23 protein-coding genes are annotated in these 22,371 nt (G+C 66.3%); 18 read left to right on the forward strand and 5 right to left on the reverse strand.

Annotated elements, in window-relative coordinates:
- Nucleotides 1–1,676 (reverse strand): HAMP domain-containing protein (locus AC3WOH_RS26160; RefSeq protein WP_492232262.1); only part of this gene is annotated, 1,676 nt, incomplete at its 3' end.
- A 248-nt stretch (nucleotides 1,677–1,924) separates the two neighbouring features.
- On the opposite strand from AC3WOH_RS26160, the gene AC3WOH_RS26165 reads away from it, so the two are divergent.
- The 10 genes from AC3WOH_RS26165 to AC3WOH_RS26210 all read left to right on the forward strand — a co-directional run bounded on the left by AC3WOH_RS26165 (nucleotide 1,925) and on the right by AC3WOH_RS26210 (nucleotide 11,972).
- Nucleotides 1,925–2,881, forward strand: coding sequence for an alpha/beta hydrolase (locus AC3WOH_RS26165; protein WP_492232263.1), 957 nt, complete (start codon nucleotides 1,925–1,927; stop codon nucleotides 2,879–2,881).
- Nucleotides 2,882–2,967: 86 nt separating this feature from the next.
- Entirely contained in the window at nucleotides 2,968–3,360 is a 393-nt protein-coding gene (locus AC3WOH_RS26170) for a hypothetical protein (protein ID WP_492232264.1), read from the forward strand.
- 62 nt (nucleotides 3,361–3,422) lie between these two features.
- Nucleotides 3,423–3,746 carry a hypothetical protein gene (locus AC3WOH_RS26175; RefSeq protein ID WP_492232265.1) on the forward strand — a complete coding sequence of 108 codons (324 nt, stop codon included), beginning with the start codon at nucleotides 3,423–3,425 and terminating at the stop codon, nucleotides 3,744–3,746.
- A 473-nt stretch (nucleotides 3,747–4,219) separates the two neighbouring features.
- Complete coding sequence (locus AC3WOH_RS26180; protein ID WP_492232283.1) at nucleotides 4,220–5,611, forward strand: DUF2142 domain-containing protein; 1,392 nt, start codon at nucleotides 4,220–4,222, stop codon at nucleotides 5,609–5,611.
- A 73-nt stretch (nucleotides 5,612–5,684) separates the two neighbouring features.
- Nucleotides 5,685–6,740, forward strand: coding sequence for an endonuclease/exonuclease/phosphatase family protein (locus AC3WOH_RS26185; RefSeq protein ID WP_492232266.1), 1,056 nt, complete (start codon nucleotides 5,685–5,687; stop codon nucleotides 6,738–6,740).
- A 106-nt stretch (nucleotides 6,741–6,846) separates the two neighbouring features.
- Complete coding sequence (locus AC3WOH_RS26190) at nucleotides 6,847–7,404, forward strand: DUF4124 domain-containing protein (RefSeq protein ID WP_492232267.1); 558 nt, start codon at nucleotides 6,847–6,849, stop codon at nucleotides 7,402–7,404.
- 94 nt (nucleotides 7,405–7,498) lie between these two features.
- Nucleotides 7,499–9,433, forward strand: a complete 1,935-nt coding sequence (locus AC3WOH_RS26195; protein ID WP_492232268.1) for a M14 family metallopeptidase — start codon at nucleotides 7,499–7,501, stop codon at nucleotides 9,431–9,433.
- A 322-nt stretch (nucleotides 9,434–9,755) separates the two neighbouring features.
- Entirely contained in the window at nucleotides 9,756–10,937 is a 1,182-nt protein-coding gene (locus AC3WOH_RS26200) for a diguanylate cyclase domain-containing protein (RefSeq protein WP_492232269.1), read from the forward strand.
- A gap of 21 nt (nucleotides 10,938–10,958) precedes the next feature.
- A complete protein-coding gene (locus AC3WOH_RS26205; RefSeq protein ID WP_492232270.1) occupies nucleotides 10,959–11,423 on the forward strand; it encodes a GFA family protein in 465 nt (154 codons plus the stop codon).
- A gap of 174 nt (nucleotides 11,424–11,597) precedes the next feature.
- Nucleotides 11,598–11,972, forward strand: coding sequence for a hypothetical protein (locus AC3WOH_RS26210; protein ID WP_492232271.1), 375 nt, complete (start codon nucleotides 11,598–11,600; stop codon nucleotides 11,970–11,972).
- A 24-nt stretch (nucleotides 11,973–11,996) separates the two neighbouring features.
- Here AC3WOH_RS26210 and AC3WOH_RS26215 read toward each other — a convergent pair whose 3' ends face one another.
- The gene (locus AC3WOH_RS26215) at nucleotides 11,997–12,950 is read right to left on the reverse strand and encodes a LysR family transcriptional regulator (RefSeq protein ID WP_492232272.1); all 954 of its coding nucleotides are present in this window, start codon (nucleotides 12,948–12,950) and stop codon (nucleotides 11,997–11,999) included.
- Nucleotides 12,951–13,073: 123 nt separating this feature from the next.
- On the opposite strand from AC3WOH_RS26215, the gene AC3WOH_RS26220 reads away from it, so the two are divergent.
- The gene (locus tag AC3WOH_RS26220; RefSeq protein WP_492232273.1) at nucleotides 13,074–14,183 is read left to right on the forward strand and encodes an alkene reductase; all 1,110 of its coding nucleotides are present in this window, start codon (nucleotides 13,074–13,076) and stop codon (nucleotides 14,181–14,183) included.
- 27 nt (nucleotides 14,184–14,210) lie between these two features.
- A complete protein-coding gene (locus AC3WOH_RS26225; protein ID WP_492232274.1) occupies nucleotides 14,211–15,227 on the forward strand; it encodes an aldo/keto reductase in 1,017 nt (338 codons plus the stop codon).
- A gap of 19 nt (nucleotides 15,228–15,246) precedes the next feature.
- Here the strand turns inward: AC3WOH_RS26225 and AC3WOH_RS26230 are convergent, their stop codons facing one another.
- On the reverse strand, nucleotides 15,247–15,519 hold the full coding sequence (locus tag AC3WOH_RS26230) for a DUF2798 domain-containing protein (RefSeq protein WP_492232275.1): 273 nt from the start codon (nucleotides 15,517–15,519) through the stop codon (nucleotides 15,247–15,249).
- A 137-nt stretch (nucleotides 15,520–15,656) separates the two neighbouring features.
- Between AC3WOH_RS26230 and AC3WOH_RS26235 the strand changes: the two genes are divergently transcribed.
- Nucleotides 15,657–16,613 (forward strand): LysR family transcriptional regulator, encoded by a 957-nt coding sequence (locus AC3WOH_RS26235; RefSeq protein ID WP_492232284.1) that lies wholly within the window; start codon nucleotides 15,657–15,659, stop codon nucleotides 16,611–16,613.
- Nucleotides 16,614–16,699: 86 nt separating this feature from the next.
- Entirely contained in the window at nucleotides 16,700–17,422 is a 723-nt protein-coding gene (locus AC3WOH_RS26240; RefSeq protein ID WP_492232276.1) for a glutathione binding-like protein, read from the forward strand.
- A gap of 245 nt (nucleotides 17,423–17,667) precedes the next feature.
- Here AC3WOH_RS26240 and AC3WOH_RS26245 read toward each other — a convergent pair whose 3' ends face one another.
- Both AC3WOH_RS26245 and AC3WOH_RS26250 read right to left on the reverse strand, forming a co-directional pair.
- Nucleotides 17,668–18,012, reverse strand: coding sequence for a hypothetical protein (locus AC3WOH_RS26245; RefSeq protein ID WP_492232277.1), 345 nt, complete (start codon nucleotides 18,010–18,012; stop codon nucleotides 17,668–17,670).
- 189 nt (nucleotides 18,013–18,201) lie between these two features.
- Nucleotides 18,202–19,113, reverse strand: a complete 912-nt coding sequence (locus AC3WOH_RS26250; RefSeq protein WP_492232278.1) for a LysR family transcriptional regulator — start codon at nucleotides 19,111–19,113, stop codon at nucleotides 18,202–18,204.
- 159 nt (nucleotides 19,114–19,272) lie between these two features.
- On the opposite strand from AC3WOH_RS26250, the gene AC3WOH_RS26255 reads away from it, so the two are divergent.
- From AC3WOH_RS26255 to AC3WOH_RS26270, 4 genes are all read left to right on the forward strand, one after another.
- Nucleotides 19,273–20,157, forward strand: a complete 885-nt coding sequence (locus AC3WOH_RS26255) for an NmrA/HSCARG family protein (protein ID WP_492232279.1) — start codon at nucleotides 19,273–19,275, stop codon at nucleotides 20,155–20,157.
- Nucleotides 20,158–20,171: 14 nt separating this feature from the next.
- Complete coding sequence (locus tag AC3WOH_RS26260) at nucleotides 20,172–20,744, forward strand: flavodoxin family protein (protein ID WP_492232280.1); 573 nt, start codon at nucleotides 20,172–20,174, stop codon at nucleotides 20,742–20,744.
- 345 nt (nucleotides 20,745–21,089) lie between these two features.
- The gene (locus AC3WOH_RS26265) at nucleotides 21,090–22,037 is read left to right on the forward strand and encodes a hypothetical protein (protein ID WP_492232281.1); all 948 of its coding nucleotides are present in this window, start codon (nucleotides 21,090–21,092) and stop codon (nucleotides 22,035–22,037) included.
- Between the two features lie 93 nt (nucleotides 22,038–22,130).
- Nucleotides 22,131–22,295, forward strand: coding sequence for a hypothetical protein (locus tag AC3WOH_RS26270; protein ID WP_492232282.1), 165 nt, complete (start codon nucleotides 22,131–22,133; stop codon nucleotides 22,293–22,295).
- Nucleotides 22,296–22,371: the final 76 nt, after the last annotated feature.

A 22,371-nucleotide genomic window follows, 5' to 3' on the forward strand; every position in this document is an offset into this window, starting at 1 on the left:
TTGCCCTCGGTGCCCACCTCGCGCGCCACGCGCGTCACCTCGCTGGCAAAGCCGTTGAGCTGGTCCACCATGGTGTTGATGGTGTTCTTGAGCTCCAGGATTTCGCCGTTCACTTCCACCGTGATCTTGCGCGAGAGGTCGCCGCGTGCCACGGCGGTGGTCACGTCGGCGATGTTGCGCACCTGGCCCGTGAGGTTGTTGGCCATGGAGTTCACGTTGTCGGTCAGGTCCTTCCAGGTGCCGGCCACGCCCGGCACGGCCGCCTGGCCACCGAGCTTGCCCTCGGTGCCCACTTCGCGCGCCACGCGCGTCACCTCGGAGGCAAAGGCGTTGAGCTGGTCCACCATGGTGTTGATGGTTTCCTTGAGCGCCAGGATCTCGCCCTTGACCTCGACCGTGATCTTGGAGGACAGGTCGCCCTTGGCGATGGCGGTGGCCACGCCGGCGATGTTGCGCACCTGGCCCGTGAGGTTGCTGGCCATGGAGTTGACCGAGTCGGTCAGGTCCTTCCAGGTGCCGGCAATGCCGGGCACCTGGGCCTGACCGCCGAGCTTGCCCTCGGTGCCCACCTCGCGCGCCACGCGCGTCACCTCGGACGAAAAGCCGTTGAGCTGGTCCACCATGGTGTTGATGGTCTCCTTGAGCTCCAGGATCTCGCCCTTGACGTCCACCGTGATCTTGCGCGAGAGGTCGCCGCGCGCCACGGCCGTGGTCACCGTGGCGATGTTGCGCACCTGCGAGGTCAGGTTGTTGGCCATGGAGTTGACCGAATCGGTCAGGTCCTTCCAGGTGCCGGCCACGCCGGGCACCACGGCCTGGCCGCCCAGCCGGCCGTCGGTGCCGACCTCGCGCGCCACGCGCGTGACCTCGGAGGCAAAGGAGCGCAGCTGGTCGACCATGGTGTTGGTCGCCTCCTTGAGCTGCAGGATCTCGCCGCGCACGTCCACCGTGATCTTCTTGGACAGGTCGCCGTTGGCCACTGCAATGGTCACCTCGGCGATGTTGCGCACCTGGGCCGTGAGGTTGCCGGCCATCTGGTTGACCGACTCGGTCAGGTCCTTCCATACGCCCGAGACGCCCTTGACCTGGGCCTGACCGCCCAGCTTGCCCTCGATGCCCACCTCGCGCGCCACGCGCGTGACCTCGGAGGTGAAGACCGAGAGCTGCTCGATCATGGTGTTGACGAGCTCGGCCGAGCGGTGGAACTCGCCTTTGAGCGGGCGGCCGTCGACCTGCAGCTCCATGGACTGGCCAAGGTCGCCCTTGGCCACCGCGCCGATGGTGCGCGCAATGTCGGTGGTGGGGCGCACCAGGTCGTCCACCAGGGTGTTGAGGGCGACGACCTGTGCCGCCCAGCTGCCCTGCGCCGCGGGCGCCGAGATGCGCTGCGCCAGCCGGCCTTCCTTGCCGACCGTCTCGCTCAGGCGGGCGACCTCGCCGGTGAAGCCCGCGGCCTGGCGGATGGTCTGGTTGAAGGCTTCGGCGATGCGCCCGTCCGTGCCCGGCCAGTCGACCGGCAGCCGCGCCGCAAAGTCCCCTTCGGAAAACGACAGCAGCGCCGAGAGGATCTGCCGCGAGCGCGCCTCGGCCAGCGGGTCTGGTGCCGCAAGGCCCGGGGCGGGGTCGCGGGCAGGGGGCAACAGGTCCACGGACTCCGGTGCAAGGGTTGGTGTCATGGGACTGCACTCGCCTTTCGAATACTTGTTGGGACCAAACAACCGGCAAACCACCAACCGCATGCCTCCCCCCGAGGGTGCGAGATGAGTGTAGCCCTTTGTAAATTTATGGATGTAGGAGAGAACCGACAGCAGCGGCCCCTGGGAAACGGCGTATGCACCCCCTGCCATATCACCCATTTGAGTGCTGCCCGAGCGCAGGGAATCTCGCCACAATGGCGCCCACATTCACCTTGCAGCCCTTGCCGATGCTGACCCTCGCCGCCCTGTTGCTGATTGCCGTGCCCCTGGGCCTGGCCGCGGCCATCGCCTGGGGCGGGCCACGGGACATTGCGCCGCTGGCCAGTGTGAACAGCCCGTTCGACGCCGTGGATTTCAGCGGCCTGCCGCCTGTGCGCCATTGGGTGGCACGCGATGGCACGCGGCTGGCCTGGCATGCCTATGCGCCGGCGGGCCCGGTGGGCGCACCGCGCCGGCGGGTGGTGCTCGTTCACGGATCCTCCTCGCGCGCACGCTCCATGCATGTGCTGGCCCAGGCGCTGGCCAGCGCGGGCCACGAGGTCGCTGCCCTGGACATGCGCGGCCACGGCGATTCCGGCCCGCGCGGGCAGGCGGCCTACCTGGGGCAGATGGAAGATGACCTGGAAGACTTCCTCCAGGCCGTGCCGCATGCGGGCCCCCAGACCTTGATGGGGTTCTCGGCCGGCGGCGGCTTTGCGCTGCGCTTTGCCGGCAGTGCCCGGCAGGACCTGTTCGAGCACTATGTGCTGCTGGCGCCCTTTCTGCACCAGAGCGCGCCCACTGCAAGGCCCGATGTCGGGGGCTGGGCCTCGGTGGGCCTGCCGCGCCTGCTGGCCCTGCGCCTGCTCAACGCCCTGGGCATCACGGCGTGGAACCACCTTGATGTGCTGCGCTTTGCGCTCGACGCCGAATCGCGCCCGCACCTCACGCCCAGTTACTCGTACACCGTGGCGATGAACTTCCGCCCCCAGGCAGACTACCTGGGCGATATCCGCCAGGCGCGCGGGCAGCTCTCCATCGTGGCCGGGCAGGACGATGAGGTCTTCCACGCCGACCGCTACGCCCCCTCGTTCGCCCAGGCCATGCGGCCCGTTCCTGTGACCGTGGTGCCCGGCATCAGCCATATCGGCCTGGTTCTGGAGCCTCAGGCGGTGCAGGCGGTGGCCCAGGCCTGCGCCGCCTGAGGCCCGCCGGACTCCGTGGCCCATGCCCCACCCACCACCGCGTTTTGACGAGTCTCCGCCGTATGAACCTCACCATTTCACCCAAAATGAAGCTCTCTGAACTGCGCATGGCCAGCCTGGAGTTTGCCTTCAGTGCTGTGCTCCCCCTGGGCGTCTGGTTCGTTCTGCTGGTGCCAGACGCCTCCTCCAACGTGCCCTTCCTGCAAAGCGCGGGCTCTTTCCTGGCCTATGCGTTCACCGACGCCGAGGTCTCGCCCACGCTGCGGGTGCACTACATCCTGCTCACGGTGCTGCCGGCCCAGCTTTTGCTGTTGTCGGTCATGACCTGGCGCCAGGCCAGCTCCAAGGCCCGTTGCCACTTCTGGTGCATCTACCTGGGCTGGGTGGCCACGGTCATCGCCATCGCGCTGTTCTACTGGCCGTCTGCCATTGCCTCGGCCCTGGCCACCTACCACGCAGGCAAGGGCGCCCCGCCCTGAGCCGCCAGGCGGCCCCGACCCACCCCGGTGTTTCCACGAGCAACGCACACACCCAGCAGCCCATGGCACTCGACTTCATCGCCGGCAACGGCCCCCAGTTGCGCAACCCGGCCCACCATGTTGGCAGCATCGGCCACCATGAGCTGCCGGCGATACTGCGCCTGCTCGCGCACGCCGACTCATTCTTCCTGCACCGGATCTTCGGCCTCTACGAGGACCAGACCTTTTCGGCGCAGGAGGTCGAGCAGGCGCTGGCGCACCTGGTGCCGCTGCTGGCCAGCCCGCTGGAGAGCGACGACCGCACCCTATTGCACAAGCTCATCGCGGTGCTGGCCTATGCCAAGGTCACGCAGCAGTCACTGCACGGCGTGGCACTGGCCGAATGAATAAACAAATGGGCGGGCAGGCAGCCCCGCCCCGCTGAACCACCAGGCGCGGCGCCCTGCCGTACCTTGGCACGCGCTCCGGACCCGAGCGCAACCGGGACGTGACGGAAATCACCGTTCAATACCCCGGCCTCGCGCCACAATGCCCCAGCTTTCGATTTTCTGATGCGCCCGTTGCCGGGCGCCTTTTTCCGCCGTTTTCAATTTCTGATCGCACCGGGCGATGGATATTCTTCGCCCTGGATTTTCGCAATCCGTTTTTCCTCCATGGCCATGGAGGAGGGGACAGCCACGGCTTTTTTCACAGGCCCTGACCATCCACCCGGCACGAACCGATTCGTCCCAACATAAATACCAAAGAGCAGGGAGATAATCCAATGCAAGCCACCCTGGATTCGAATGCACTGGCGCCTACCACGCGCCATGGCCACGTGCCGCTGCGCAGTACCAAAGCAGTTTCCGCCACGCGCCCCATGCGGCGCCCCATTTACCTTGGATTATTCTGCCTCGCCTTTTTTCTGGCCTGCACCCTGGCTCGCCTGATTCCCGCCTTTCAGTCGCCAGACGAGGTGACCCATCTCTTTCGCGCCGACATGATCGGAAATGGTCAACTGCTGCTGGAAAAACCTGCGCCAGATGCCAAGGGTTATAGCGGGGGTTATACCGACGCTCACCTCGTCTATTTCGGCCGCTGGATGATGAAGGTCGTGGAGAGAGAGAAGAATGGGCCTTCCTCCACCTGGCTCATGGAGCAGGCATCACAGCATGGGTGGGCGAACGACAGGCAATTCATAGACGTGGCAGGCACGGCCTATTACCTGCCCTTGATCTACCTGCCGCATGCGGTCGGACTGTCGGTATCGCGCCATCTGGACTGGTCGATGCGAGCCAGCTACGACTTCACGCGCGCCATGGTGACGTTCACCGTGCTGGCCCTGCTGGCCTGGGCCTGGCAACTGCTGCCCGCCAACCTGTTGGTGCGGGCCCTGGTGCTGATGCCGATGTCGGCCTTCCAGATCCTGTCGCCCACCATCGACGGCCTGTGCATTGCCATGACATTGGTGCTCGCGGGGCTGGCCATTGCGCAGTACCAGGCGCAATGCCAGGGTAGCGCAGCGCCGCGCAACCGTTGGCGGTTTGCCGTGATCGGGGTCCTCACGTTCGTGCTGGTCACCTCGCGCACCAACCTGCTGCCGCTGCTGGCAATCCCTATGCTGCTGCTGTGCCAGCGCTTCTCGTGGCCCCGGCTCGGCGGCTTCGTGCTGCTGTGCGCGGCCAGCCTGGGCTGGACGCTGTTCGTGCTGCTCACCACGATCGATGGACGCGTCCCTCGCTCGCACTCCACGCTGCAGATCGTGCAGATCTACCTGCAGGACCCGCTGTACTTCCTGGGCCTGGTCGGCAGCACGCTGGCCCATCCGGACAAGGGCCCCTTCCTGGCCTCCTCCTTCGTGGGCGTGCTGGGCTGGCTCGACACCTTCATCCCCAAGCCGGCCATGCGCGGTATCTGGGCGGTGCTGGTGCTCATGGCGCTGCTGGCCGCGGCCTATGCGCAGCGCGAGGAGCGGCCCTACACCGCACTGCGCGCCGTGCTCACGGCCTGCGCCGTGAGCAGCGCGCTGCTGGCCTTCTTCGCCATCGCAGTCACCTGGAACGACTACCCCGTGGCTGCCATCTCGGGCGTGCAGGGGCGCTACTTCATCATGCCGGCCCTGCTGTTCGCGCTGGCCATCGGGCCTCTGGAGCACGGGCGCACGCCGCTGCAGCAGGCCACCGAGTTCGGGCTCGGCGGCGCCGTGGCCGCGTATTTTCTGCTGGTGCTGGCGGTGACCCTGCACAACCGCTACCAGTTGGCCCCCTTTTGAAGCGACACATGGCTTGCAGACAAAGCCGCTAGGATGGGGCTTCCCATCCTTCTGTTGCCACCCGGCCCCGCCCATGCGCCCCACCCCTGCCGACCACACGCCCCCGCCCCTGGCCACGCTGATGGTAGCCACCTGCAATGTGCTCAACCTGGCCAACCCCGGGCGCATGTTCTACCCCAACCAGGAGGCCTATACCGAGGCCGAGTACGAGCGCAAGATCGACTGGCTGGGCGGCCGGTTTCACACGCTCAATGCCGATGTGCTGGCCGTGCAGGAGGTATGGGACGAGGCGGCGCTGAAGGCAGCTATCGCGCACAGCGGGCTGCGCTACGATTTCGTGGCCGTGCCCGGTGCGGAGAACGACGACAAGCGCAACGGCGCCCAGGGCACGCCGCGCGTGGGCATTGCCACACGCCTGAAGGTGGAAGCGCTGCAGTCCTTCGCCCACTTTCCGCCGGCCTTCCAGGTCGAGGTGCCGGGCCTGGGACTGCACACGCGCTTCGAGCGCCCGCCCCTGGTGGCCACCTTGCGCATGAAGCACGGGCAGCGTGTGAACGTGCTCACGGCGCACCTCAAATCCAAGCGCCCCAAGTTCTTGCAGGACGCCAACGGCCATGTGCTGGAGGACAAGGACGATCGCAAGGTCGGCGCCCTGGCCTCGCTGCGCTCGCTGGTGATGCGCGGCGCCGAGGCCATGGCCCTGCGCTGCCTGGTGATCGACCTGCTGCAGCGCACCAGCGTGCCGCTGGTGGTGATGGGTGACTTCAACGACACACCCGACAGTGTGACCACCCAGCTCATCTGCGCCACCACCGAGATCGCCTACGACCGTTCGGCGCGCGACGTGGCGCTGTTCAACGCCTACGACCTGCAGGGCGAGATGGCGCTCAAGAAGGATGTGGCCTTCTCCCACATCCACCAGGGATCACCCTCGGTGCTCGACCAGATCCTGGTGAGCGAGGAGTTCCTGCCACGCGGGCGCAACAGCCTGGGCGACGTGCGCCGGGTGGACTATTTCAACGACCACCTGCACGAGGGCCGCGACCGCACGCGCTCTGACCACGGCTTTGTGCGCGCGCTGCTCAGGCTGCAGATGGAGGAAAAACACGCGCCTGCGCCAGGCCCGTGACGCCAGGCTGGCGGCACAGCCCGGCGCCGCGCCGCATCACCCATTTGCCTTTACACGCGGGCGCATCGCGGTGCTACATTCCAGCGCGATTCAGAGAAAGCGACAGATGCGTTGGAAAATGATGGTGTTCGCCTGCCTGGGCCTGGCCGCCCTGTCTGCGAGCGCGCAAGTGCACCGCTGCAAACAGGCGGACGGCAAGATGGTCTACAGCGATCAGCCCTGCACCCGCAGCCAGACGGGCGGGGTGATTCTGCCCGACCCCAGCGTGCGCGAAGTCGCCTGGGAGCAGGCGCGCAACCGCGCGCAGGGGACGGGCACACCCAACTCGCCCCCCTGCCGCGCCGCCAAGGAGGAAATGGCCCAACTCATGGCGCTGCGCACCCTGTCGCCCGAGGAAAAGCGCATTCGCCTGGAAGGGCAGGAGAACCGGGTGGCCGCCGCCTGCGGCACGGTGGCGCCGGGAGCGAACCAGCCCCCGCTGGCCGGCAAGGCGCCCGCCGCCAGCACGCCCGTGGTCATCGTCTATTGCGATGCTGGCCTGTGCCACGACAACAAGGGCGGCGTGCACATGAAGAGCGGGCCGGACTCTGTGGACCCGGCCACCGGCAAGAGCTGCGCACGCGTGGCAGGGCAGACGGTCTGTACGGACAATACCCGGAAGTAGCCAGGGGTCTGGCAAGCCCTGCCGCAGCTTGCTCTGCAACACGGCGTGCCGGCTGACACAAGTGGTAACGAGCCCCCCAGTAAGATGCCGCCCCATGCGCCCCTCCATTTGCCTGGGCGACGAGACGACCATGACACTGCCTTGCGCTCCTACTTCCACGTCCACGCCGACCCGGCACCCCGACGCCCCCGCCAGCCGCTGGCCCGCCCGCACCGCGGCGGCTGCCCTGGTGGCCGTGCTGCTGGCGGCCTGCAGCAGCACGCCGCTGCCGCCCTGGCCTTCGTCCGGCGCCGCAGCGCCGCGCCCCAATGCCCCGGCACCGCTGCCGCGCACGCAGCCCGGCAAGGTGGTTCCGGCACCGCTCGGCACGGCAGCGCAACCGCAGCCCCCTTCGGCCCAGCCCGCCGCCACAGGTGCCATTGCCGCGCCGCTGCCGCCCGCCGCGCCCATCGTGGGCCGCAACGAGCCCCTGGCCACCCCGTCCACACCGCCGTATGGCCCCGCCGTGTTGGCGCGCTTCCCAGAGCCCCAGGTGCGCTACAGCACGCCCGGCCTGGCACCCGACCGCCGCGCCTTCACCACCAATGCCGAGCTGGAGCAGTGGCTGCAGTCCGTGGCCCAGGGCTCGGCAGGCGGCCCCTCGCGCGCCAGCGTGCTGCGCCTGGGCGCCTCGCAGCGCGGCGAGCCCCTGCTGGGCCTGCTGCTCACGCGTGCCCAGGGCGATGACCCGGCCAGCCTGGACGCCGGCAAGCGCCCCACCGTGGTACTGATCGGCCAGCAGCACGGCAACGAGCCGGCCGGCGCCGAAGCCCTGCTGGTGATTGCGCGCGAACTCGGCCAGGGCCTGCTGGAGCCGCTGCTCGAGCGCATCAACGTGATCGTGGTGCCGCGCGCCAACCCCGACGGCGCCCAGGCCGACACGCGGGGCACGGCCAACGGCATCGACATGAACCGCGACCACCTGCTGCTCAAGACGCCCGAGGCCCAGGCCATCGCGCGCCTGGTGCGCGACTACCGCCCCATTCTGGTGGTGGACGCGCACGAGTACACCGTGGCCGGCCGCTACAAGGAAAAGTTCAACGCCGTGCAGCGCTACGACGCGCTGCTGCAGTACACCACCACGGCGAACTACCCCGAGTTCCTGACCAAGGCCTCGCAGGAGTGGTACCACCAGCCCATGGTGGCGGCGCTCAAGGCCCAGGGCCTGTCCAGCGAGTGGTACTACACCAATGCCACGGGTGCCGATGACCGCACCCTGTCTATGGGCGGCGTACAGCCCGACACGGGCCGCAACGTGCACGGCCTGAAGAACACCGTGAGCCTCTTGATCGAGACGCGCGGCGTGGGCATCGGCGCGCTGCACCTGCAGCGCCGCGTGCACACCCAGGTCACGGCCATCACCAGCGCGCTGCGCTCCACCGCCGAGCGTGCCGCCAACCTGGAGCAGGTGCGCAGCTTCGTGGTGCGCGACATCTCGGCCAAGGCCTGCCGCGACAACGTGGTCGTCGAAGCCGGCCCCACGCCCACGCAGCGCGAGGTGGTCTTCATCGACCCCGAGACCGGCATGGACCGCGCCACGCGCGTGGACTGGAACTCTTCGCTGAACCTGCGCACCCTCAAATCCCGCGCCCGCCCCTGCGGCTACTGGGTGGCGAGCCAGGCCGCACCGGTGGTCGAGCGCCTGAAGCTGCTTGGCCTGCAGGTGCTGCGCATCGGCGAAGGCGGCTCGCTGCTGGCCGACACCTACCGCGAGACCGCGCGCGAGACCTCGGAGCGCCGCGACGTGCTGGGCAGCATCGGCGGCGACGCCGACATCCTGCGCGTGCAGGTGGCCCCCGTGCGCGCCGCCATCGACGTGCCCGCCGGCAGCTACTACGTGCCCCTGAACCAGCCCCTGGCCCACCTGGCCGTGGCCGCGCTGGAGCCCGACACGCAGAACAGCTATTTCGCCAACCGCCTGGTGGAAGACCTGTCGCAGACCGTGCGCGTGATGTCCACGCCGTCGCTGGTGTTTGAAGAGACGGATTGAGGCAACAAGGTGGATCCGGCGCTCTGGCCTGTGCGGCCGGCCGCGCCACGCCAATCCGCGGTGGCATCGCTTGCCTGGCGCCACACCATTGCCCTGCAATGGCCCAGCGCATGGGACCCGCCATCCCAATGCGCCTCCAAATGTTACAAAACGTCCCAAATTGCAAGGGGATTGACCCTGGGCACGGCGCGCAGGGGCTGAGCCCATACTGCATCTGAGCAGCGGGGCTGGGGAGACAGTCAGGACTTCAGCCACGCGCAGCAACAGCGTGGCCATGGGTGCAGGAAATGGCCGGTGTCCACGCTGCCCATGGAGCGCCGTCATGCCCAGCGAAATCGTTCATACCATCGGCTGCACCATCTATTTCGTCTTTGCCATCCTGTTCCTGTGGATGGGCCGGCTCCCACGCGCCAACCCCGGGCCGGGGTGGTGGGCAGGGGCGATGCTGTTCGCGATGGCTTCGCGCCTGGCGTATTTCTTTCTGGTCAGCCATGCCGACATGGCGCTGGCCGTGTTCGTCTATGCCGCGCTGGTGGTGGTGGAAAAGGCGCTGCTGGCCATCGGCCTGACCGAGTTCCTGGGCCTGAAGTGGCGCCACCGTGGTTTCTGGGCCGCCTTGGCGGTGGCCGAGCTCTGGGTGCTGTTTGCCTGGGTGGCCGACATCGACCCACTGGCCCGCAGCGCAGGCCTGGCCGTTTTCAATGCCGGCTTTCTCAGCTTCATCGCCTGGACGGCCTACCAGCGGCGCAACGATGTGCCCAACCACCTGATGCTGCTGACCGCGGTGGTGAGCGCGGCGCTGGTGCTGCACTGGATGTCGGCCTTCGTGATCTTCCAGGCCGTGCCGGGCTGGCGCGTCACCGGTTTCCTGCTGGGCACGCTGCTGGTGCTGGTGCAGTACCTGTCACTGCTGGCGGCGGTGCTCATGGATTTTCAGCGCCGCCTGGTGCAAGCCGAGGCGAATGCGCTGGACATGGCCTTCCAGGACCCGCTGACCGGGCTGAACAACCAGCGCTACATGAACACCTTGTTCGAGAAGGCGCTGGTGCTGGCCAACCGGCCCCACCAGTCGGCCGCCGTGATCTTCATCGACCTCGACAACTTCAAGCCCATCAACGACCTCGCGGGCCACCATGTGGGCGATGAAGTGCTGCGCACCGTGGCAGGCCGGCTCAAGAACAGCACCCGCAGCACGGACATCTGCGCGCGCATCGGCGGCGACGAGTTCGTGGTGATCTGCACCCAGCTGGACCGCGCCGAGCAGGCCGGCGACATTGCCAGCAAGCTGCTCACGGAGCTGATCCAACCCATCACAGTGGAGGAGCGCCATTTCGCGCTGGGCGCCAGCATCGGCATCAGCCTGTACCCGGCGCACGGCGACACGCTGGCCAAGCTGCTGGAGTATGCAGACAGCGCCATGTACCAGATCAAGCGCTCGGGCAAGAACGGCTACCAGATCCATGCGGCGGGCGCCGCGGGGGCTGCAGCTGCTGCAGCTGCATGAAAGGCCGGGCAGAATCGACCCATGCCCCACGACAACACCCCCGCACCACCGCTGTACCAGGGCAGCTGCCTGTGCGGCGCCGTGCGCTACGAAGCCCGTGCCGAGATCAAGGCGCCATCGCACTGCCATTGCGGCATGTGCCAGAAGGCCCATGGTGCAGCCTTCGGCTCCTATGGCAATGTGCCGGTGGGCAGCTTCGCATTCACGCACGGGGCCGACCGGGTCAGGCACCGCGAGTCGTCGCCGGGCGTCACGCGCAGCTTCTGCCCCGAATGCGGATCGCCCCTGACCTGGCACAGCGCGCATGGCGATGCGGCGGCGTGGATGTCGTTCTCGCTGGGCACGCTGGATACGCCGTTCACACCGAAGAAGGCGCTGCGCAGCATCCATGAAGATGCGGTGCCGGCGTGGCATGCGCGCGGTGAGGCCCGCGAGTCCTGGGAGCCGTTGGCGCCCGACAACGCTCCGCCTGTCGCCCCGGGTTGATCGGCGCCGGGGTGCCATGGCACCATCGCCCCACCGCGGGCTGTACCCCGTTCGAGGCAGGCCCTGCGGTCACCAAAAATCCAAGAATCCAACAGGGGAAGCCCATGAAGAACAGAGGCGCTGTGGCCAGTTGCGGCCAGCATTGCAGCGGGGACACACTGCCAGGAGCGCACCATGCCTGATACCTACAACGGCATTGGTACCTCCTACCTGGGCAAGTGCAAGTTCGAGCAGGACGACTCTTTCGTCACCACCAAGTGGTTCCAGATCGTCGCGCCGATCTTTCCGCTGGGCAGCGTGCGGTTGCGCGACCTGGGCAGCGAGGGCGTGCCCTTTCTCAAGCGCACCACCAACTACGAGTTCATCGAGGATGTGCCGCTCGATGTGATGCAGGTGCTGCGCACCTATGCCTACACCATCTTCATCGTGGCCTGGTTCGGCCACTGGGCCTTTGGCAACAAGCCACCGCTGATGCGCTTCATCATGATCACGCTGGGCATCCTGCTGCCCTTTGTGCTGCGCTTCCTGTCCAAGCGCATGTCGCAGTAAGAGCCTGGCAGGCCGCCCCGGCGCTCAGCGCCGGGCACGCTTGCGCGGCGCCCCGGTGGCCGGGGGTGCGGCACCCTCGCCCAATAGCTCCAGCGCCACCTGGGCCACCAGCGTGCGCAGCCAGCGGTGCGCGGGGTCGTCGCGGTAGCGCACATGCCAGCCCATGTGCAGCGGAAAGCGGCCCAGGTCCGTGGGGGCGGGCAGCACCCGAAGGCGCGTGTCGTGCGCCAGGCGCCGGCAGATCAGTTGTGGCAGTGTGGTGCAGTAGTCGGTCATGGCCACCATCTCGGGCACGGCCAGGAAGTGCGTGACCGAGACCGCCACCTCGCGCTTGAGACCCTGGCGCTCCAGCGCCTGGAACAGGCCGGCGCGCAACCGGCCCGGCGGCAGCACGTTCACATGGCGCAGTTGCTCGTACACCTTCTTCGTCAGACGGGCGCCGACCTCGGGATGGCCCGCGCGCACCATGCAGGCCAGGCCGTCGTCGCCCAGATGCTGCACAACCAGGTTGTCGGGCGCGTCGACGATGCGGCCCAGCACCAGGGCCGTGGTGCCCGAGACCACGCCGGTCTCGGCCAGGTCGGTGCCGTAGGGCGCCAAGCGCAGGCGCATGCCGGGCGCCTGCTCGCGCAGCCGCGCCACGATGGCCGGCATGAGCGCGAACTCCATATAGCTGTTGGCAGCAATGGTCACGAGCTGGTCGGCGCTGGCCGGATCGAAGGCCTGCTGGCCCAGCACGATGCCATCGAGCACACCCAGGGCCTGCGCGATCTGCGGCGCCAGCGCCAGGGCGCGCGCGGTGGGCTGCATGCCGTAGCGCTCGCGCACAAACAGCGGGTCTTGCAGCAGCGTGCGCAGGCGCATGAGCGCGTTGGACAGCGCGGGCTGCGTGGTGCCCAGGCGCTCGGCGGCACGGGTGACGCTGCGCTCTTCCATCAAGGCGAGAAAGACGGGCAGCAGGTTGAGGTCGTAGCGCATAGATATGCTTTTAACCGTATATCTGGAATACAGCAAATAAATTGGATGAATTTCACCAGGGCGCGCATCCTTCGTCCTGTGCCAGCCCTGACCCATCCACTTTCGACTTTGCAAGGAACCACCATGACCACCACCGCTACCGCCACCGAAACCCTGTTCACCCCCACCCGCGTGGGCGCCATCGAGGTGAAGAACCGCATCGCCATGGCCCCGCTGACGCGTTCACGCGCCGGCATGGACGGCGTGCCCTCGGCGCTGGCGGCGCGCTACTACGCCGAGCGCGCCAGCGCCGGGTTGCTGATTGCCGAAGCCACCAACATCTCGCGCCAGGCGCGCGGCTATGCCTGGACCCCCGGCATCTACACCGATGCCCAGGTGGCCGGCTGGAAGCAGGTGACCAACGCCGTGCACGCGGCTGGTGGCCGCGTCGTGCTGCAGCTGTGGCATGTGGGCCGCATGTCGCACACCAGCCTGCAGGAGAACGGCGCTTCGCCCGTGGCGCCCTCGGCCCTGCAGGCCGGGGGCAACGTGTTCACCGAGGCAGGCTTCGAGGCCCCGAGCGCGCCACGCGCTCTGGAACTGCACGAGATCGCCGCCATCGTCGAGGACTACCGCCAGGCCGCGCTGCGCGCCCAGGCCGCAGGCTTCGATGGCGTGGAGGTGCATGCCGCCAATGGCTACCTGCTGGAGCAATTCCTGCGCGATAGCACCAACCAGCGCGATGACCGTTACGGCGGCTCCATCGAGAACCGAGCCCGCCTCACGCTGGAAGTGACCGAGGCCGTGGCCGGCGTCTGGGGCGCGGGCCGCGTGGGCGTGCGACTGTCGCCGCTGTCCACCGCCATCGGCGACACGCCGCTGGACAGCACGCCCATGGAAACCCATGCGTACCTGGCCCAGCGCCTGGGTGCCATGGGCCTGGCCTACCTGCATGTGGTGGAAGGCCAGATGCACGGCGAAGACGGCACCAGCCGCTTCGACAACCAGGCGCTGCGCGCCGCATTCGGGGGTGGTGCCTACATCGCCAACAACGGCTACGACCGCGAGCGCGCCGTCGCCGCCACGGACTCGGGCCACGCCGACATGGTGGCCTTTGGCCGCGACTTCATCGGCAACCCGGACCTGGTGGAGCGGCTGCAGCACCGGCTGCCGCTGTTCAATGCGCCGGCCTCAGGCTACTTCGGCGGCGGTGCAGAGGGCTACACCGACTTCACGACCGCGCAGGCGGCATGACCCCCACAGCCAACACAGGAGAAGACCATGACCGTACTCAAGAACCTTCTGCCTGGCCGCCTGGGCTTTGGCACCGCCCCGCTGGGCAATATGTTCCGCGCCATCCCCGAGGCCGAGGCCCGCGCCACCGTGGACGCGGCCTGGAACGATGGCATCCGCTACTTCGACAATGCGCCCTTCTATGGCGCCGGCTTGGCCGAGATCCGCATGGGCGAGGCGCTGGCCGACCGCCCGCGCAGCGACTATGTCGTCAGCACCAAGGTGGGCCGCCTGGTGCTGGACGAGGTGGAAGACGTGTCCGCCCGCGACCTGGGTGAGAAGGGCGACGTGTTCCGCCACGGGCGTCCGAACCGCATCGTCAATGACTACTCCGAGGACGCGACCTTGCGCTCCATCGAAGACAGCCTCAAACGCCTGAAGACCGACCACATCGACATCGCCTGGGTGCACGATGTGGCGCAGGACTTCTATGGCGACGAATGGCTCAGCGTGTTCGAGACCGCACGCAAGGGCGCCTTCAAGGCCCTGGACCGCTTGCGCGATGAAGGGGTCATCAAGGCCTGGGGCCTGGGCGTGAACCGGGTCGAGCCCATCGAACTGCTGCTGGACCTGCAGGGCCCGCGGCCGGACGGCTTTTTGCTGGCGGGCCGCTACACGCTGTTGGACCACAGCCGCGCACTGCAGCGTGTGATGCCCAAGGTGGCAGAGCGCGGGCTGTCCATCGTCGTCGGCGGCCCCTACAGCTCGGGCGCACTGGTCGGCGGTCCCAACTTTGAATATGCCCCGGCCACACCCGCCATCCTGGCCAAGGTGGCTGCCATCAAGGCCATTGCCGACCGGTATGGTGTGTCGATGAAAGCTGCGGGCCTGCAGTTCGCGCTGGCCCATCCGGCGGTGGCAGCGGTGATCCCCGGTGCCAGCCAGCCCGGGCGCATTGCGGAGGACCGCGCTGCGCTGCAGCTGGCCGTGCCGGCGGATTTCTGGCGCGAGCTGCGGGCGGCAGGGCTGGTGCATCGCGAGGCGCCACTGCCGCTGATCGGCTGATCCTGGACGCAGGGGGCGCTCACGCCCGCAGCGTCGCCATGGTCAGCCGCAGCACCACCGGCCGCACGAAGAGCACGCAGACAAAGGCCACCGGCATGGCCAGCGCATAGGCGCTGAGCACGCGCCCGAGGTAGCCGCTGGCCAGGCCGGTGCCCGCGCCGACGATCACCGCGCACATCAGAAAGGCCATGATGCCCGCCATGTAGAAGGCGAACACCACGGGCATGAAGCGTTGGGGGACCTTCCAGAAAGGTGGGCGCTCGGAACGGGCTTGGGGTGTGGACTGGGACATTGGTGAGCAAGTGGCGGCAGTTGAAGAAGAATGAACGCCACTGTAGAAGCTGCCGCCCCGGTGCGGTAGGCCAGCACAGGCACTTTCAGTGCTAATCTCAACTTATGAATCATCTCCCTCATTCATAAGCAATGGCTATTTCCAACCTGCGCGGCATCGAAACCTTTGTCCGGGTCGTCGAAGGTGGCAGCATTGCCGCCGCGGCGCGCCAGATGGGCATCACGGCGGCAGCGGCCAGCCAGAACCTGGCCCGGCTGGAGAAGGAGCTGGGCACCCGGCTGCTCACGCGCACCACGCGCTCGCAGGCGCTCACGGCGGCGGGCGAGGCCTACTTTGCCCAGGTGAGCCCCCTGCTCGACGGTCTGGCCCAGGCGCGGACCGAGCTGTCGGCGCTGCAGGGTGCCGTGCAGGGGCGGCTCAAGATCGCATGCTCGGTGGCCTTTGGCCGGCATGTGGTGGCCCCCCTGGTGCCGGCCTTCATGGCGCGCTACCCGCAGGTGCGGCTGGAGATGGTGATGGCGGACCGCAATGTGGACCACTTGAAGGAAGACGTGGACGCGAGCATCCGCTTTCGCCATGTGCTGGAGCCCGGCCTGGTGGCCCGGCGCATCGCCACCGCGCCCATGGTGTTCTGCGCGGCGCCGGCCTACCTGCGCCAGCATGGCCGCCCCAGGCGGCCCGAAGACCTGGCGCACCACCCCTGCCTGTCGTTTCGCATGCCATTCGACGGGCGCTTGATGCAATGGCCGTTCCTGCGCGGCGGCGAGCGCTTTGCGCCCGCCATCCAGACCGCGGCGGTGTGCAATGACATCGACACCCTGGCCGCACTGGCGGTGGCCGGGGCCGGCGTGACGCGGCTGGGCAGCTTTGTCGCCAACCCCCTCATCGCCGCCGGCCAGCTGGAGCCCCTGTTCATGGCCGGAGGCGGCCGCGCGCGCACGCTGGCCGACCCGGAGCCGCTGGAGTTCTTTGCCTGCTTTCGCGACCGCCAGCACCTGCCGGCGCCGGTGCGGGTGTTCGTGGACTTTCTTGCAGAGGCCTTGCAGGACCACCCGCTGCTGCGCGTACCGGTGTGGCCCTTGGCCGCGACCTGAACACCGTTTTATCCCCCGCCCTGCAGCCAACGCCCAAGGCTGCTACGCTGCCTCTTCCGTCCATTACCGATGAAGCGCGCAAGACCATGATCGACCTGCACTACTGGCCCACGCCCAATGGCTGGAAAATCTCCATCATGCTGGAGGAATGCGGCCTGCCCTACCGCACCCTGCCGGTGAACATCGGCCAGGGCGAGCAGTTCAAGCCCGACTTCCTGGCCATCAGCCCCAACAACCGCATGCCGGCCATCGTGGACCACGATCCGCCGGGCGGCGGCGCGCCGGTGTCGGTGTTCGAGAGCGGCGCCATCTTGATGTACCTGGCCGAGAAGACCGGAAAATTCTGGTCCACCGACCTGCGCCAGCGCTACGCGCAGATGCAGTGGCTGATGTGGCAGATGGGCGGCCTGGGCCCCATGTCGGGCCAGAACGGCCACTTCAAGAACTACGCGCCCGAGAAGGTGCCCTATGCCATCGACCGCTATGGCAAGGAAGTGAACCGCCTGTACGGCGTGCTCGACGGCCAACTGGCGCGCACGGGCGCGTACGTGGCGGGCGACGAGTATTCGATCGCCGACATGGCCAGCCTGCCATGGATACGCTCGCACGTGGCGTACGAGATTCCGCTGGAGAACAATTTCCCGCACCTCAAGCGCTGGCACGACACCCTCATGGAGCGCCCCGCCGTGCAGCGCGGGCTGGGCCTGCTCAAGGACTTGCGCAAGCCCATGACGGATGAGCAGAAGAAGGTGCTGTTCAACCAGACGGCCGAGAGCGTGCGCGACAGCGCCAAGCAGGCGGCGCAGTGACTTGAGGCCCAAGGCCCGAAAGCAGGACATCCAGGGCCAGCACGGCCCTGAGATTCCGCCCATCGCTTGTGCGGGAAGAAACTTCGACAACGAGTCCGTTGTGCGTACCGTCGTCCTCGAACGATGGATTCAAGCCTCGTCGCGATTTCGGAGTCGATCGGTGCGCCTTGCTTGAGCCATCTGATCGCAAGCGCGGGCCCGTATCGGAGGGCATGGCGAGTAATCTGCTTTTGGCCAACTGCGGGTTATCCCATGCGCTCTCCAGCTTCGGCACGCGGATAGATGATGGAGAAGTCTGCAGGTCGCTCCGACTGATCGAGCGGTGTAGTCCCCACCTTGGCTGAATCGGCAAGCCGGTTCTCGCAGATGATTTCGTTCTCCAAGACTTCGATCACGAAGGAGAGCGCCGCTTCCAGGTTTGCCGTGAAAAGATAGATGAGCATCGCATTCGTGGTCTCCTCGTAGTCGTAGCCGCTGTCTACCAGCAAGCCGTTCGAAACCTCCGCCAAGCGATCAGGCACGATGTACCGAAGATCGGCATCTGGATTGACCATGTGGCGGGGATCGAGTCGGATCAGGACTAACGGCATATTCCCCTCTCAATTTTTGGATGACCCGTTTGCGGTAACTCAGCCCCTGCAACCGAGTGACTCCTTGTGGCCGCTTGCCGAAGTCTAGCTGCTCGCGCCCGAGCCCCGCATCACCCAAGAAGGCGACTTGGCGGAGCCGAACAGAGGCCCTGTGAGCTGGGAAAAAATGTCTGGTCAACCCGAGGCAAATCAGATCGACAGTGTCTTCAGCCTTTTGGGGATCTGTTCCGCGAGAAACGCCATCAGCGCCCGAACTGTTGGCGATTGATGGCGTTGCGCGGGATAGATCAGCTGGACCTTCAGCGCCGACATTTGCCAGCCTTCCAGCACCCTGACCAATTGACCTGATGCGACCAGCGGCGCCGCCTGGAACTCGGGCAGCACGGCGATTCCCAGTCCGTCCAATGTGGGTGCAATCAAGGCGTCGGATGGGCCGATGATCAAACGTGAACGCAAAAGTCCTTTTGCGGTTCTGCTTCGCGAATGCAGTTTGATTTCTGCGGCTTCCCTCGACTGCAGAAGGCCGGCGTGCGCGCTGAGTTCACCTGGATGCTGCGGCAACCCGTATTGGCTTGCATAGGCGGGGCTTGCAAACAGGGCTGGGCGTACGGTGCCGACGGCGCGGGCCTTCAGGCTGGAATCGGCAAGTTCGCCAATGCGCACTGCCAGATCAATGCCTTCTTCGACGATGTTGACGTGGCGGTTGCTGAGCTTGACATCCAGTTCCAGATGTTCGTGCTGGAACAGGTACTCGGTCACCAGCGGCAGCAGCACGACTTTGCCAAAGGTCGCTGACGCAGCCAGACGGACGCGCCCCCCCGGCGTTTGATCCGGAGAAAAAACCTCCTGGGTGACAGCGTTCAGTTTATGGATCAGTGGACCTGTTCCGTCCAGCAGGCGTTGGCCAGCGTCGGTCAATGCGAAGGCCCGGGTGTTGCGCTTGACGAGGCTGACCCCTGCTGCAGTCTCCATGCGCGCCAGGCGGCGCGACAAGGTTGATTTCGGAACATCCAGTTGGCGAGAAGCCCGTGACAGGCTGCCCGCCTCCGCAATCTTGATGAACCACTGCAGATCGTCAATCGAGTAGTTTTCATTGTTCATATTTTGGTACGCCGGTGTCTACACAACGAGTCTATTGGAGCAAGGTCAAACCATCAACAATGGGGCTTGTTGCCGGGTCAAACGAGCCCACATGGATCGCTTCCTTGCCTGGCAGCAGACCTTTTTCAGTAAACAACCGCACACTTTCAAGCAACTCAAATGACCATACTCGTTACGGGCAGCACGGGGCTTATCGGCTCACACGTTGTGGCGCTTCTGGCCGCGCAAGGCGCAGACGTTCACGCCCTCACCAGAACACCAGAAACGCGGCAGTTTCCCCCCGGCGTTACGGCTGTCAAGGGAGACTTTCGGGATGTAGATTCGATGCGCGCTGCCATGGCTTGCGCAAGAACGCTTTTCTTGCTCAACACAGTGGCCGCAGACGAAGTCACCCAGGCACTGATTGCACTCAACCTGGCGCGCGAAGCAGGTATCGAGCGCATCGTCTACCTGTCTGTCATGCACAGCGACCGCTTCACCGAAGTTCCGCACTTCACTGGGAAGCACACGGTTGAACGCATGATCGAACAGCTTGGAATGCACGCGACCATTCTGCGTCCCGCCTACTTCATGCAGAACGACGATGCATTGATACAGTCCAGTGTTCTGGAGCGGGGCGTGTATCCCATGCCTATTGGCAGTGCAGGCATTTCCATGGTGGACGCGCGTGACGTGGCGCAGATTGCCGCACAGCATCTGCTGCGCCGAGACGCGGCAAGCGCCCCCCTGCCAACGCAGGTGTTGGATGTCGTGGGGCCAACAGCGCTGTCGGGTCAAACCGCCGCCGCTGTGTGGAGCGATGTGCTGGGCAAGACCGTTCAGTACGCAGGTGACGACATCGGGCCTTTTGAAGCACAGTTCCAGAGCTTTGCACCCGGGTGGATGGCGTATGACATGCGGCTCATGATGGCGCGCATGCAGTTGGATGGCGAGCTGGGTTCCGCTGCCGCAGTCGAGCGCATGCAGCAAGAGCTGGGCACCTCGTTGCGCAGCTACCGCGACCATGCGCTGGAAACGGCTGCACGCTGGAGGGCGGCCCAATGAAGGCAGAAAACACCATGCCTTCCATTGTCGTTGTCTACCATTCCGGCTACGGCCATACACAGCGACTGGCTCAGGCTGTTGCCCAGGGCGCGGAGGCCGCATTGCTGGAGATCGATGCGCAAGGTACTCTGCCCGAGTCCGCCTGGATGCGATTGGATGCCGCGGACTTGATTGTGCTGGGCTCACCCACTTACATGGGAAGCGCGAGTTGGCAATTCAAGAAATTTGCCGATGACTCCTCTGCGGCCTGGATGGCCCAGCAATGGAAGGACAAACTCTTCGCGGGCTTCACCAACAGCGGGAGCATGAGCGGCGACAAGCTGTCCACTTTGCAGTTCTTCATGACATTTGCCATGCAACACAGTGGCCTGTGGGTGGGCACCGGCATGATGCCCTCCAATACCAAGGCAGCCCTGCGCAATGACCTGAACTATGTCGGTTCATCTTCAGGCGCGATGGCCACCACCCCGGTCGATGCGGGGGTCGACGAAATGCTGGAAGGCGATATCGAGACGGCCAGGCGCTTTGGTGAACGGCTTCGGGACGTTGCGAAGCGCTACTCGAATGCGCCGCCTCACGAGGCGTAACAGGGCACTCCTTTCAGCATCTCCTGGCCCACGCCCGCCCATCGGACCAAAGCGGCCCATCGGCTTTCATTTTTGCTTTTGGCGGTGGATCTGCCGATAAAAAGACAGTCCACCTGTGCAGCGCGCGCAGCAGTGCGCGGTGCGGCAATGTCCGCACGCAAGGGTGGGGCTGCACCGATCTTTGTCGAACAGCGGTAACTCGTCGGCGTCGGGTGTCACAAAGACGGTGCGCACACCCATTTCAACAGGTGTGGTGGCCCTGCGTGGGGCGAGGACAAGAGCAGAAGCCCGTTGCAGGCCACTAGACTGCAAAGCCTTCGCCTCTTTTCATTCACCAAGGACACCATGGCAACCTCCCCCGTACTGCACCGCCTGCTCGCCCTGCAACAACGCCTGGCCGACCTCGACGCCGAGCAGCGCCAGGCGGACGCGGAGGACCGCTACGACGAGGACGACGACGAAGCGGTTGAAGCACCCCCCGCCACCCTGGAGGCCAGCCACCAGCTGATGTTCGCCCCCATCGGCGAGCGCTGGCATGTGCACTACCACGGCCCGGCCGCAAGCACTGGCGACACGGAGCGGCCCATCTTTGCCGAGCTGCTGGACACACTGGCCGAGCCTGCCATTGCCAAGGCCTTGCACGCACTGACCTTCACCGGGCCCGACGAGGGCGCGAACGGCACGCGCGAATGGGTGTTCACGCCGCTGATCGAACGCGGCGTACCCTTCCCCCACCTGCGCCACCTGGCCATTCCTCAGGCCGACAACACAGCCCACAACGAGGTGTGCATCGTGCGCGAGGGCGAGATCCTGGACGACGCGGGCGATGTGGGGCGGCTGGTCGCGCTGATGCCTGCGCTCGAATCGCTGGAGCTGCCGCAGGCGCCCGGGCCGGACTTCTTCACCGTGCCCCTGCCCGCGCTACAGCGCCTGAAGATCGGCGCGGGCCACAACCCCAATGGCTTCATCGCCCACCTGGCGCGCCATGCCGCGCAATACCCTGCCCTGCGCCAGTTGGACTTCAGCGACGTGCGTGGCCCCTTCATGGAGCCCGAGGGCGACTGGCCTGCGATCCCGTTCGAGGACTACGAGGCGCTGTTCCAGTCCGCCATCGGCCAGCAGATCTGGTCCATGGTGCTGCGCAACGCGCAGCTGACCGAGGCGCAATACCGGCAGCTGCACCAGACGCGGCCCAATGCCTCGCTGCAGGTGACGCACAACTTCCCCGGGTGCTATGTGAGCCACTGGAAACCCAAGGGGTTTGAGTGGAAGCATTTGCTGGTGAATGGGTGAGGCGGACCCAGACCGGTTGCAGCAAGCCCGGCCCGCGCCCACAATGGACAGGCAAAGGGGGAGCTTGTGCTCGCCCAGAAAGGCCCAGCCAACATGAAATGGACCCACATCCCGGCGATCATTGCCCTGGAGATCGGGGCCTTGCTGCTGTTCACAAGCCTGCCCCATGTAGGCGGGCCACTGCTGCTGATGGCGACGGTGGGCCACATGGTCTACTCCGCCTTGACCGGCAAGCAGAGCAACGACGGCATGCGCTAAGAACCTGTTTACGATCTCGCAGGGGATCGCGTTGGAGCGCAATCGGGATGAGTGGATGCTTCGGATGCGCCGCATG

The sequence above is a fragment of the Acidovorax sp. FW305-C-20-28 genome (assembly GCF_058783375.1).

Excerpts from the sequence above, each read along its gene's own strand:
- AC3WOH_RS26165 (WP_492232263.1), top strand. The coding sequence starts at position 1,925 with ATGCTGACCCTCGCCGCCCTGTTGCTGATTGCCGTGCCCCTGGGCCTG.
- AC3WOH_RS26170 (WP_492232264.1), top strand. The coding sequence starts at position 2,968 with ATGAAGCTCTCTGAACTGCGCATGGCCAGCCTGGAGTTTGCCTTCAGT.
- AC3WOH_RS26175 (WP_492232265.1), top strand. The coding sequence starts at position 3,423 with ATGGCACTCGACTTCATCGCCGGCAACGGCCCCCAGTTGCGCAACCCG.
- AC3WOH_RS26180 (WP_492232283.1), top strand. The coding sequence starts at position 4,220 with ATGCGGCGCCCCATTTACCTTGGATTATTCTGCCTCGCCTTTTTTCTG.
- AC3WOH_RS26185 (WP_492232266.1), top strand. The coding sequence starts at position 5,685 with ATGCGCCCCACCCCTGCCGACCACACGCCCCCGCCCCTGGCCACGCTG.
- AC3WOH_RS26190 (WP_492232267.1), top strand. The coding sequence starts at position 6,847 with ATGCGTTGGAAAATGATGGTGTTCGCCTGCCTGGGCCTGGCCGCCCTG.
- AC3WOH_RS26195 (WP_492232268.1), top strand. The coding sequence starts at position 7,499 with ATGCGCCCCTCCATTTGCCTGGGCGACGAGACGACCATGACACTGCCT.
- AC3WOH_RS26200 (WP_492232269.1), top strand. The coding sequence starts at position 9,756 with ATGCCCAGCGAAATCGTTCATACCATCGGCTGCACCATCTATTTCGTC.
- AC3WOH_RS26205 (WP_492232270.1), top strand. The coding sequence starts at position 10,959 with ATGCCCCACGACAACACCCCCGCACCACCGCTGTACCAGGGCAGCTGC.
- AC3WOH_RS26210 (WP_492232271.1), top strand. The coding sequence starts at position 11,598 with ATGCCTGATACCTACAACGGCATTGGTACCTCCTACCTGGGCAAGTGC.
- AC3WOH_RS26215 (WP_492232272.1), bottom strand. The coding sequence starts at position 12,950 with ATGCGCTACGACCTCAACCTGCTGCCCGTCTTTCTCGCCTTGATGGAA.
- AC3WOH_RS26220 (WP_492232273.1), top strand. The coding sequence starts at position 13,074 with ATGACCACCACCGCTACCGCCACCGAAACCCTGTTCACCCCCACCCGC.
- AC3WOH_RS26225 (WP_492232274.1), top strand. The coding sequence starts at position 14,211 with ATGACCGTACTCAAGAACCTTCTGCCTGGCCGCCTGGGCTTTGGCACC.
- AC3WOH_RS26230 (WP_492232275.1), bottom strand. The coding sequence starts at position 15,519 with ATGTCCCAGTCCACACCCCAAGCCCGTTCCGAGCGCCCACCTTTCTGG.
- AC3WOH_RS26240 (WP_492232276.1), top strand. The coding sequence starts at position 16,700 with ATGATCGACCTGCACTACTGGCCCACGCCCAATGGCTGGAAAATCTCC.
- AC3WOH_RS26245 (WP_492232277.1), bottom strand. The coding sequence starts at position 18,012 with ATGCCGTTAGTCCTGATCCGACTCGATCCCCGCCACATGGTCAATCCA.
- AC3WOH_RS26250 (WP_492232278.1), bottom strand. The coding sequence starts at position 19,113 with ATGAACAATGAAAACTACTCGATTGACGATCTGCAGTGGTTCATCAAG.
- AC3WOH_RS26255 (WP_492232279.1), top strand. The coding sequence starts at position 19,273 with ATGACCATACTCGTTACGGGCAGCACGGGGCTTATCGGCTCACACGTT.
- AC3WOH_RS26260 (WP_492232280.1), top strand. The coding sequence starts at position 20,172 with ATGCCTTCCATTGTCGTTGTCTACCATTCCGGCTACGGCCATACACAG.
- AC3WOH_RS26265 (WP_492232281.1), top strand. The coding sequence starts at position 21,090 with ATGGCAACCTCCCCCGTACTGCACCGCCTGCTCGCCCTGCAACAACGC.
- AC3WOH_RS26270 (WP_492232282.1), top strand. The coding sequence starts at position 22,131 with ATGAAATGGACCCACATCCCGGCGATCATTGCCCTGGAGATCGGGGCC.